Raw genomic sequence first — 10,998 nt, 5'->3', positions numbered from 1 at the left:
CTTTCTCCCGATTCCGGATGAATCTTCAGGCGATCTGATGCTCCGCGAGCCATCGTTCTGCATCGATGGCTGCTTTACACCCCATTCCGGCCGCTGTAATTGCCTGCCGATAAACATGATCGGCGACATCCCCCGCCGCAAAGACGCCATCGACCGAAGTGTACGTGGATGTCCCGCGAGTCCGGATGTATCCCTGATCATCCATATCGAGTTTGCCTTTAAAAACTGCGGTGTTGGGAGTGTGACCGATTGCGATGAAAATTCCCTGTGTTGGAAATCGACGGGTCTCCCCGGTCTTTGTGTCTTTAAGAATTGCAGCCTGAACGCCCGTTTCCGGGGAACCCTCGATATCTTCAATGACGCTGTTCCACTCAAAGGATATTTTGGGGTTGGCCTGGGCGCGCTCCTGCATGATCTTTGACGCCCGAAGCTCATCTCTTCGATGGATAACGGTCACACGGGATGCAAAACGAGTCAGGAATGAAGCCTCCTCCATGGCCGTATCCCCGCCCCCGACGATGCAGATCTCCTTTTCCTTGAAGAAGAATCCATCACAGGTCGCGCAGGCTGAAACCCCGTACCCCATAAGCTTCTTCTCCGCCTCGATGTTCAACAGACGCGCCCGGGCCCCTGTGGCAATGATCAAAGTGTGAGCCTGAAAGGTTTCATCATTTTCTGTCTTGATCGTAAAGGGCTTTTTTGACAGATCGACTTCACTGACTTCACCGAAGATAAATTCCGTCCCAAATCGTTCGGCCTGCTCCTTCATGATCTGCATCAGCTGGGGTCCCATAATCCCATCGGTGTACCCGGGATAGTTCTCGATCTCTGTCGTGATGGTCAACTGACCTCCCGGCTGCATGCCTTCAATCACCAGAGGGAAGAGTTCCGCCCGAGCTGCGTATATGGCGGCTGTACATCCGGCAGGGCCGGATCCCAGGATGATGATTTTGTGGATCTTCATGGTGTTTCTCCTTTATCTGTTTCAGGGATGGAAAGGGAGCTGTTCTCCTTTTCCATACGAGGGCGGGTGAACCCGAGGATAACCGATGCCAGAAGGACCGTGAGGACCATCCCCCATCCGCCGACGAACTGAGCCCAGTCGGGATAGTTCTCGTAGGGAGAACGTAAACGTTGGACAAAGACAATCCCAAGCATGGTCGCCAGCATGAGCGGAGCGATAAATTTCACGGCAAGATCGAACAGGTTTCCCACCTGTATCGTGGAGGTGGAATTCACAAGAGAACGGAATTTTTTCGATCCGAGAATCCATCCAACGGCAATACATTCCCCCAGAGCAATCGTAACCAGCCCAAAGTTGTTGATAAAGTGGTCTACGATATCCAGCCAGAAATACCCGGCCCGGGTCGTGAAAACGATGCCGATTAAAAATGCAAGGATGCAGGTCACAAGAAGCGTCATATGTCCCGGGGTACCAAACCAGTCCCGTACCGCAGTTACAGTGCCCTCGACCAGGGCAAACGCAGAGTCAATGCCGAGCGTGAGAAGCATCAGGAAAAAGACGACACCAAAGGCGGGCTGACCGAAGGGAAGAAGAGAAATTGCCGTAGGATAGGTCACGAAGGCAAGGCCGGGACCGCTGGCTACCACGTCGGCGACGCTGGCATGAGTCACCACAGCGAGGTATCCCAGTGTCGAAAAGACGGCAAATCCGGCAATAAAGCTGAACGATGCGTCCAGGGCCGCTGTGGCTACGGCGGATCCGTTGACGTCCGCATCTTTTGGAAGATACGAGGCGTAGGCAATCAATACAGCCTGTCCGAGAGAAAAGGAGAAGAGGACCTGTCCATAAGCAGCAATCCAGACGGAAGGTTGAAGCAGAATGGAAAAATCCGGTGTCAGGTAATAGGTCAATCCCTCCATGGCGCCGGGGAGGGTGAGTCCACGGACAACGAGGACAAGGAGAAGTACGACCGGAAGGGGAACCGTCACCATGACGACTTTGCTCACGGTATCCACACCCTTTCGGAGGATCAGGTAAATCGAAATCCAGGTAAGGATCAGTCCGATCAGAACAGGTACTCGAATGCCTCCCAGAGGGGATACGCCTTCACTGAGATCCAGGACCTGTTTTGAGAAGAAGGTCGACGCATCGCTGCCCCAGGCCAGAGAGAGGGAGTGCCAGAGATAGTTGAAACTCCACGCCATGATGACCGCGTAATAGCAGACCACCACAAAGGCTGCCAGGGCGGCGAACCATCCAATCCAGGCAAGACGCGGATGGATCCAGCGCAGTGCCATGGGAGCTCCTGATCGGGACAGCTTTCCGAGGGCAAACTCCACCATCAGGAGCGGAACACCAACGGTGAGCATGGCGATAAAGAACGGGACCAGAAAGGCACCGCCGCCATTCTGGTAGCATACGAACGGAAATCTCCAGACATTTCCAAGCCCGATGGCTGAACCCGTAGCCGCCATGATAAAAGACAATCGATTGGACCATTCCTGACGAGGCATGGACTTATCATGCCGTATTTTGTGCAGGGTTTCAACCGGGTCAGAGCAGGAAGTTCAGGGCTTTTTAAAAATCGCGCGACGCATACCGTTCTGCAGAGTAACGAGCTGAAGGGGGCGCAGCGGTTCAAAGAGGGCTTCAATTTCCCGATTGGAATAGAGGGTGAAGGTCCAGATTTCACTGCCCTGCCGTACGATTAGACGCTCATTCCTCTCGATATGGTGATGAGATGCCTTTGATTTCCAGACCGAAGGAAACCATGCGGGGGGAAAAAGAACGGCAAGAAGGCCGGATTCACGGATGTGCGAGGAGATGCGTTTGGCTCCGATGGCGGCTTCATCTTTTCCCAGCGCGTGAAAGTATTTTGGAACCAGGATGATGTCGAAGGAGCGATCCAGATCAGCCGGTGCGGAAACAGACTCGGCTGACCAGCCCAGAGACGCGAGACGGGTCAGCGCCTGAGGGGAACGATCTGAAATCAGGCACAGGGATCCGAGACCGTCACTGCGGGCCTGTTCCAGCAGAGGGGCGAGGGGTGAGAAGAAGAGATTTTCAGCATCAAACAGAGCCATGAATTCAATGCTATCACACTTCATCATGGTACAATAGGCCGCATGACACAGACCAGCTCGATTAAGGATCTAGCCCGTTATATCGGGCAAATCGTCTCGATTAACGGGTGGGTGTATCACCTGCGTTCCTCGGGTAAGATTCGATTTATTGTTGTTCGCGACGGATCCGGATACGTCCAGGTGGTGGCAGGTAAGAACGACGTTACCGAAGAAGTCTGGGACCTGATGGGCCGCCTGACCTACGAATCTTCCATCACGATCGAAGGCCTGGTGCGTGAGGATCAGCGCTCACCCGGTGGGGTGGAATTGACTCTGAAAGACATGAACGTCCATCAGATTGCGGATGAATACCCGATTCAGCCCAAGGAACACGGGATAGAATTCCTCTCCGACAACCGGCATCTCTGGCTCCGGTCCAAACAGCAGGTAGCCATTCTGAAAGTCCGCAATGAGATATGCCAGTCGATTCGGGATTTTTTTTACGAACGGGATTTTGTGCTGATCGACAGTCCGATTCTCACCCCCACATCCTGTGAGGGAACCTCAACGCTCTTCAGCGTGGACTACTTTGGTGAACCGGCCTACCTGACTCAGTCGGGTCAGCTTTACGTTGAGCCGGCCTGCATGGCTCACGGAAAGGTCTACTGCTTCGGACCTACGTTCCGTGCGGAGAAGTCAAAGACCCGAAGGCATCTTACCGAATTCTGGATGGTGGAACCCGAAGTTGCCTATGCCGATCTCGATGCGATTATGGAGCTCGCCGAATCTTTTCTCTCCTATCTGATTGACCGGGTTCTGGACCGTTCGGCCGAACAGCTCAAGATTCTTGAACGGGATGTAGCAAAACTGGAACAGATTACGCGACCCTTCAAGCGCATCACATACGACCAAGCGGCTAAGATCCTGACCACACCGGAAGCGATTCAACGCGCCCAGGAACAGGGAGCACCCCCCTTCATACCCGGGAACGATTTTGGCGGACTGGATGAAACCCTTTTGACCGAGCAGGAAACCTCTCCCCTGATGGTAACGCACTTTCCCGCGTCCATTAAAGCCTTCTACATGGAGCCCGATCCGGTGGATTCCTCAAAGGCCAAATGCGTGGATGTCCTGGCGCCCGAAGGATATGGGGAAATCATCGGAGGCAGTGAGCGAATTCACGACCACGATCTTCTGCTGAAGAGAATCAGGGATCACGGGCTTCCTGTGGAACCCTTTCAGTGGTACCTGGACATCAGAAAATACGGGTCGGTCGTGCACTCCGGGTTCGGCATGGGCATTGAACGGGCGGTAGCCTGGCTCTGTGGGTTACCTCACATCCGGGAGACCATACCCTATCCGAGGATGTTGAACCGTCTCAATCCCTAAAAAGGACAGCGGCCGGTATCCTGCCCGGCTCCTCAAAGGGTCGCTTTAACGTACTGATTCTTTCCTGCCGATTTTGCTTCATAGAGAGCATTGTCAGCCATATTCAGCATGGCGTCGTAGGTGACTCTGGATTCGTGGGAGAACGTGTGACAGGTTGCTCCGATGGACACGGTGATGCGCACCCGTTCCTGATCCAGCGTAAAAGGGCTTGAATCAAAGAGACGGACAATGCTTGCAAGCCGGTCTTCGATGCAGGTAGCATCGGTCCGGAAGAAGACGATGATGAACTCATCGCCACCATACCGGGCCAGAATATCCGTTGTCCGAATCATGTCCCGTAACCGTTCCGCAACAGAGACCAGAAGCTTGTCGCCGACAATATGACCCAATTCGTCGTTGACGGCCTTGAACTGGTCCAGATCGATCAGGGCCAGGCACATTCCATCCCTGTGCCGCCGGGCCTCTTTGATATGCCGTTCCACGAGGTCATCTACATACCTTCGATTGTAAATACCGAGGAGGGGATCGGTAATCGACGCACGATACAGATCTTCCGTTCGTTCCGCCACAAGATGTTCCAGATGTTTTTGCGCCCTGCGGCTCGCCGCGAGACGAAATCGTACATAGCCGAAAACCAGGAGCAGAAATCCGACTGCCATGCCGCCGCGAAAGGTCACGGTCTGATACCAGGCGGGACGGACGATCACCTTCACTTCCGCCGGTATTTCCGTCCAGACTCCGAAATTGTTGCACGCTTTAACCTGAAAGTGGTATGTCCCCGGCGGGATGTTCGTGTATCGGACCATCGTGGAAGATGTGGGTGAGGACCAGCGATCCAGATCGGCCATTCGGTAGCTGTATCGAACTTCGCGCTCATCCTGAAACGAGAGGCCATCCATGTGGAAGATGGCTTCCTTCTCACCCGGGTCCATCGTAATGGAGGAAGGACCCTGAATGGTCCTGCGGTTGGTCTGGATTTTCGAAATGGTCACGCGGGGTGGGGTTGGATTTGCCGAAAAGCGTTGGGATTGAACATGAACCAGGCCCGGCAGGATTCCAAACCACAGGTTTCCATTCCGATCTCGATAATCACTGTTCAGAGTCATTTCGTCACCGGACAGGCCATCCTGGGAGTTGAATACAACCGACCATCCTTCTCCCATTCTTACCAGACCCCGGTTCGTGCCGATCCAAGCGGCTCCGGTGGTTTCAAAGACAATTCCCCAGATGAAATCATCGACAAACCCATTTACCGTGGAATGCCTTTTTATGGTGCGTCCATCCCACAGGATAATTCCATCCCCATTCGTTCCAATCCACATCTGTCCCTGGTCGTCGTATGCAACCGTGCGAACGGTAGCCAGTTCGACATCTTTTAAAAAATCGGGAATGACAAACCTGTCTTTATCGAAAAAGGCGATTCCCCGATCGGTAGCGGCAAAAATGGTTCCATCCGGTGCCTCCACTATCTGCCAGACCGTTGGATCAGGTAGACCCTCCTGGACGCCCAGAAGTTCGATTGATTCAGCATTAATTTTCAGGGCACCGTCGGATGTGGCACCCCATAACAATCCATGCTGGTCCACCGTCAGACCAAAGATAAAGCGCAGAGGTACGCCGTGGACATCATGGATGGCCGTCGTGCGTCCGTTTTGAATTCGATAAAGGCCATCCTGATAGGTTCCTATCCAGAAGGTACCATCTTTTGTTCTCGCCATGGCGCGAACCGTTGACTTCCCGGGAATTCCGGGTAGGTCCATGAGAGTGAAACGATCCCCTGCCCTGTGGGAGATTCCGCCCTGCCCGCCGGCAAGGAGCCCCCATTTCTGATCTTCATAGATACACCAGATCCGATTGGAGGGGAGACCATCATCCTGGAAATAACATCGTAAAAATGTGTTGGGTAATTTTCCCAGGCCGGCATTCGTACCAATCCACAGAGTGTTCTCGCTGTCTGCGGCCAGAGTAAGAATAATCTCATTGGTCAGACCCTCTTCCATCCCCAGATGGACCCACCCCTTTTCAGCTTCTTTAAAGAGTCCCTCATCCGTACCGACCCACAGTGTATCCTCCAGGTGAAGAATGGTTCGCACGGTACGACACGCAAGAATTCTTCGAGGAGAATCCCCGTCCATCCGATAGAGACCATCGGCTGTCCCGACGAGGATACCGTCCTCTGTCACGCTGACGCAGATCGCACTGAAATCGCATCCCCTCACTTTTTCAGGATTCTTCATGTCGCTTCGATAACGATACAGACCATGCTGCGTCGGCAGGTAGAAAGTCGCACCATACCTGGTCGGCGCTGGGTTATATAAACCCAGGCCGTCCTGGAGAAGGATCCGGGAGGAAGAGCCATCCCAGATCTGATACCCCTTTGTATCGTGGTAGATCAGATGCGTATCATCGATAAGCAAAAGGGATCGTGCGACGGCACTTCCCGCTGGTTCCGGCAGTCGCTCCACGACAAGATCCGGCCCGATTCTGCAGATTCCGGCATTGGTGGCCACGTAGACGTTGCCCCTGCTGTCATGGTCGAATGCGTACACGTAATTATTGGGGATGCCATCATGCGTGGTTAATGTAATAAAGTCGTGGCCGCTGTAGCGAGATACACCGCAATAGGTTCCAATCCAGAGGTATCCCCGCCCATCCTGGTGAACGGCCAGAATCTGACTCTGCGGCAGACCGTCGGCATTGGAATAATTTTTGATGGCGTATCGAAACCCGGAAATGGAGAGGCAGACGAAGAAAAGGATCAGTAACTGAAATAATAATCGTACCCTGTTCATTCAATCATGCCGATTCTTTTCATGAATGACCCATTATACAACAGCTGAACTGAACGATTGAGAGGGTGAGCTTGAAAACAAGCTAATTCGTATACGAAGGACGATAAACATCCGTACTGAGATATTTCAGTCCGGAATCCACCATTAATGTCACCACGGTTTTCTTCGGGCCCAGCTTCCTGGCAACCTGAATCGCGGCGACGACATTGGCCCCGGAGGATGTTCCGGCGAAGAGACCCTCCTCTTTGGCCAGACGTCGGGCCATGGTTTTGGCCTCCTCTGTGTGGACCGGCACGATTTCATCAGCCAGATCCGGGTCCCAGAGAGGGGGTGTGTACCCGATCCCGACACCTTCGATCTTGTGAGGACCCGGGGATCCTCCCGACAGGACTGCGGATTCGGCCGGTTCAACCACGGCAATATGCAGTCCAGGGTCATGGCGTTTCAGGATGGTGGACACGCCACGTGAGGAAGCGGCGGTTCCCACACTGTGAACAAAGGCGTTCACCTTTCCGTGCGTCTGGTTCCAGATCTCTTCTCCAAGGGCAAAGTACCCGGAAATGCTGTCCTCATTGTGAAGCTGGTTGGTCCAGTACGTATGGGGCCCCCGGGATCGTTCCCGGGCCGCTTCGATCATGTCCAGGATCAGTTTTTTGGTGGTTTTGCCTCCCTCGCTGGGAACCATGGTGAGCTCCGCTCCAAAAGACCTCATCTGATTCAATTTGTCCGGACTGAAGGCATCGGAGGTGATGATGGAAAGCCTGTATCCCCGGGCCACACAGATTAACGCGAGGGAAATCCCCGTACTTCCGCCGGTGTACTCGACAATCGTATCTCCGGGTTTCAATCTTCCATCCTCTTCAGCTCTGGAAATCATGGCCTGGGCCGCCCGGTCCTTCATGCTTCCCGTAGGGTTCTCCCACTCGAGCTTGACGTAGATGTCGGCGCATTCGGGCGGGACGATATGACGCAGTTTGACAAGTGATGTGTTCCCAATGGCGTCGAGAACTGTGGGGGGAGTACCCATCCTTGTATTCTATGGCTATTCTGAAATATTCGCAATGATTTACTGTCAATTTGGCACCGCACCGGAGGCCGCTCTGAGGGGGCTGGGCGGGTGTGAAGAAGTTACCGATTCTACTTTCGCAACTCACTAATGGGGTGATGTCGAGGGTGGTGGGCTGGATGTGAGACATAACCCACGGAGTCAGTAAAAAGCGAATATCCCCTCGAAACCTGCCCGGATATCCGAGCCTGTTCAATCAGGTCAGCAATAAAGTCCTGATCTTCAGCAAATGCATCAATATTTCCAGGTAGCTTCGTAACGACAGGCCTCATCACCATCAAGAACACACTTTGTATGATTGAGATCCACGTTTGTTGCTCCCGTCAATTCCAGGGTGCGGATCATCCAGCCCGAAAGATCTGTACAGAATGCTTTTGAAATCGGGTTAAAATCCTTAACAAGAGCTACCGCATAACCATTTCCGATTGATTCAAGGACTAATGAACCTTCACTATAGTACCGGCTCCACATTCCTGCTGACAGTTTTAATAATCTCTGCGGACTTCCCATTTTGAGAATGATCTTGTGAATGGTATTCAAATCCGATTCAGCTGTAAACTTTCCAATTTTCCTGCATAACTCCAGGTCCCCTTTTCCCAGGGCCTTATCTATAGCCATGGAGAGGTTGACCTGATACTTTAACGGGTACCAGTCGGATGAAATCACTCTCCGGGAGAGTATATCCCGGATATCATCATCCAAAAGAGCAAATACTTTTTCCCGCTCACACTCTCCGAACTCTGTGTCAATAAATGACAGCCTGCCCTTGATAGTATATCCTTTGCTTTTAATTCCATCTGAGGAAATCATTTATGTATTGTAGCATGACACTATTGACGAGATATACCAACCATGCACGGACATTTAAGGGGTCGAGGTTACAGGAAAAACAGAGCGGGGTTCGTTGATCGAAACCAGAGTAACTGACCGAAAATCACCGAATCGAATGGTTTTAAAAACTGTACCTACAAGGTAGTCGAGGAGGATAAAGCAATTGGGAATCAAATTTAATGAGGTGGGCGCCATACCTATTCGCAAAAGCAAGCACAACCTACTGAGAGGTACCCGATTTAGCCACGATGGAGGTCGAACCTGAGATTATTTTTGCCTGACAATATCGACGGAGATCTCCACCGCCGGAATCGTTCCCCTGTTCTCAAGCCAGTGCGTGGTATTTCTGTCCTCTGGCCAGCCCACTCCCGGACCATAGTCCGTAGCCACTCCATCTCGATGGTCGGTGATTGTTCCTTGCAGTATGTAGACGGTGCCCGGCCTGCCTTTATGATCGTGAACCGGACCGTAGACCGCTCCAGGCTCGAAAGTCACCATGCGCATTCGAAGCTGGCGCCCTGCCATGCCTTCGATCTCGGGACCGAGGTCAACCGTTGTGAGTAACTGCACTGTTATCCCTTTCGTTTCTGGTGCCAACTTTTCATTGCTCATTGCGCTCTCCTTTCTGAGCTTTCAAGGTTCAGCAATCCATATACGATGTGCTGAAAATTTAGAATTGTCCAGACACAAGAAAGTGTGAAGCGAATACCCCTTCGAAACCCGCTTCTGAGGTTGACGAGGAGGAATGGGCGTGTGGGAAGTCGATCTTGGGAGGAGTTTTGCCACTTTTCACTAGACAGTTTGACACCCCTGCACCCTGGCGATACACTTAATTCATGGAAAGGGATTTTCTAGGAACACTAAGGAGAAATTGGTATTGTGTCCCCAGAATTATGTTTCCAATACTTCAAAACAGCTTAAAAATTCTAATCCACCATTATTCAGGAGATATGTACCATGAAATGGATTAAGATAGCATTATCTTGTATTGTAGTTCTTATTATATTAGGAATAATTATCTATTTCCGACCTTATCAGTGGAAGGTTTGGGTATATACAGATAGTAGTGCTATTCTAAGTAAAGATGGGGAACTAGAGGAATTGCCTATTTTTCGATCTAAGAGCATGGAATTCTTGCTAGTATATGGTACTGAACCTTACCCCTATATAATAGATTACTCAGGGAAAAGACAGGATAGAGTATATATATCTGCTTACCGTAGAATGTATAAACTAGGGAATCTATTAATTCAGAGGCAGTATCCGCTTATTGCAGTTCCTCCAGGAAAAGCTGATTATTTGCCAAGTATTGTAGAATCTTCAGATTTCTTAAGTTTTACTCTTGTTGATGGAGAAAATACGATAAAAATCCCCAAATTATTATTAACAAAGTGTGATGGTTCACACAGTGAAAAACAATAATGATGCGAGCGAATGAGAACCTAGCCAATAATCTTTAAAATCTGTAAAATCTGGGGACACCTCTAGTAATTTCATAGCCAGCAATTGAATTGTACCCATTCCCCCCACCCAAAACGACATGGACCTTCAGACACCTCTTCGCGCCGTAAGATCCTTAAATCTGGGGACACAATACCTAAATCTGGGGACATAATACCTATTTCTTTTGAAAGAAACTCTGGCTCACTTCAGGGACACGTAACAAGTACGTGTCCCACGTTCGTTTGGCTCTATGTGAAATGATGATGGGGGGTGGGAGCCCGCCTACGCGAAACGACAGCTTCGGCGTGGCACGTTTCGTTTCGGGGAAACGAAAAGTGGCGGAGAGGGTGGGATTCGACGCGAGTGTACCCTAGATAGGTAATCCCGGGAGCGAGGCGAGGGTGGTTGTGAGGGTGGGAGCCAACCTACGGAGTGGGTGAGAAAAGGCTG

General features: G+C 51.6%; 9 protein-coding genes. 2 read left to right on the top strand and 7 right to left on the bottom strand.

Annotated features, from left to right (window positions below):
* Positions 1-25: 25 nt before the first annotated feature.
* Genes trxB through PLD04_14285 form a run of 3 tightly spaced genes read right to left on the bottom strand, consistent with a single transcriptional unit; the run spans position 26 to position 3,048 of the window.
* On the bottom strand, positions 26-964 hold the full coding sequence (trxB, locus tag PLD04_14295; GenBank protein ID HXK69498.1) for a thioredoxin-disulfide reductase: 939 nt from the start codon (positions 962-964) through the stop codon (positions 26-28).
* Entirely contained in the window at positions 961-2,478 is a 1,518-nt protein-coding gene (locus tag PLD04_14290; GenBank protein HXK69497.1) for a sodium-dependent transporter, read from the bottom strand. The genes trxB and PLD04_14290 overlap by 4 nt, the downstream gene beginning before the upstream one ends.
* A gap of 54 nt (positions 2,479-2,532) precedes the next feature.
* Positions 2,533-3,048 carry a hypothetical protein gene (locus PLD04_14285; protein ID HXK69496.1) on the bottom strand — a complete coding sequence of 172 codons (516 nt, stop codon included), beginning with the start codon at positions 3,046-3,048 and terminating at the stop codon, positions 2,533-2,535.
* A 42-nt stretch (positions 3,049-3,090) separates the two neighbouring features.
* Between PLD04_14285 and asnS the strand changes: the two genes are divergently transcribed.
* A complete protein-coding gene (gene asnS, locus PLD04_14280) occupies positions 3,091-4,416 on the top strand; it encodes an asparagine--tRNA ligase (protein HXK69495.1) in 1,326 nt (441 codons plus the stop codon).
* A gap of 32 nt (positions 4,417-4,448) precedes the next feature.
* Here the strand turns inward: asnS and PLD04_14275 are convergent, their stop codons facing one another.
* The 4 genes from PLD04_14275 to PLD04_14260 all read right to left on the bottom strand — a co-directional run bounded on the left by PLD04_14275 (position 4,449) and on the right by PLD04_14260 (position 9,717).
* Positions 4,449-7,208 carry a diguanylate cyclase gene (locus PLD04_14275; GenBank protein ID HXK69494.1) on the bottom strand — a complete coding sequence of 920 codons (2,760 nt, stop codon included), beginning with the start codon at positions 7,206-7,208 and terminating at the stop codon, positions 4,449-4,451.
* 82 nt (positions 7,209-7,290) lie between these two features.
* The gene (locus tag PLD04_14270; protein ID HXK69493.1) at positions 7,291-8,235 is read right to left on the bottom strand and encodes a cysteine synthase family protein; all 945 of its coding nucleotides are present in this window, start codon (positions 8,233-8,235) and stop codon (positions 7,291-7,293) included.
* Positions 8,236-8,508: 273 nt separating this feature from the next.
* Positions 8,509-9,084: a hypothetical protein gene (locus PLD04_14265; GenBank protein ID HXK69492.1), complete on the bottom strand. Its 576-nt coding sequence runs from the start codon at positions 9,082-9,084 to the stop codon at positions 8,509-8,511.
* A 288-nt stretch (positions 9,085-9,372) separates the two neighbouring features.
* On the bottom strand, positions 9,373-9,717 hold the full coding sequence (locus PLD04_14260; GenBank protein HXK69491.1) for a cupin domain-containing protein: 345 nt from the start codon (positions 9,715-9,717) through the stop codon (positions 9,373-9,375).
* Between the two features lie 345 nt (positions 9,718-10,062).
* Here PLD04_14260 and PLD04_14255 point away from each other — a divergent pair, with 345 nt between their 5' ends.
* Positions 10,063-10,527: a hypothetical protein gene (locus PLD04_14255; protein ID HXK69490.1), complete on the top strand. Its 465-nt coding sequence runs from the start codon at positions 10,063-10,065 to the stop codon at positions 10,525-10,527.
* The last annotated feature ends 471 nt before the right edge of the window (positions 10,528-10,998 follow it).

This window comes from Thermoanaerobaculia bacterium, assembly GCA_035593605.1.
In the GTDB taxonomy this organism is placed as follows: Bacteria; Acidobacteriota; Thermoanaerobaculia; order UBA2201; family DAOSWS01; genus DAOSWS01.
This window is presented reverse-complemented; position numbering and strand designations above follow the sequence as displayed.

Excerpts from the sequence above, each read along its gene's own strand:
- PLD04_14265 (HXK69492.1), bottom strand. The coding sequence starts at position 9,084 with ATGATTTCCTCAGATGGAATTAAAAGCAAAGGATATACTATCAAGGGC.
- PLD04_14255 (HXK69490.1), top strand. The coding sequence starts at position 10,063 with ATGAAATGGATTAAGATAGCATTATCTTGTATTGTAGTTCTTATTATA.
- PLD04_14290 (HXK69497.1), bottom strand. The coding sequence starts at position 2,478 with ATGCCTCGTCAGGAATGGTCCAATCGATTGTCTTTTATCATGGCGGCT.
- trxB (HXK69498.1), bottom strand. The coding sequence starts at position 964 with ATGAAGATCCACAAAATCATCATCCTGGGATCCGGCCCTGCCGGATGT.
- PLD04_14270 (HXK69493.1), bottom strand. The coding sequence starts at position 8,235 with ATGGGTACTCCCCCCACAGTTCTCGACGCCATTGGGAACACATCACTT.
- asnS (HXK69495.1), top strand. The coding sequence starts at position 3,091 with ATGACACAGACCAGCTCGATTAAGGATCTAGCCCGTTATATCGGGCAA.
- PLD04_14260 (HXK69491.1), bottom strand. The coding sequence starts at position 9,717 with ATGAGCAATGAAAAGTTGGCACCAGAAACGAAAGGGATAACAGTGCAG.
- PLD04_14275 (HXK69494.1), bottom strand. The coding sequence starts at position 7,208 with ATGAACAGGGTACGATTATTATTTCAGTTACTGATCCTTTTCTTCGTC.
- PLD04_14285 (HXK69496.1), bottom strand. The coding sequence starts at position 3,048 with ATGGCTCTGTTTGATGCTGAAAATCTCTTCTTCTCACCCCTCGCCCCT.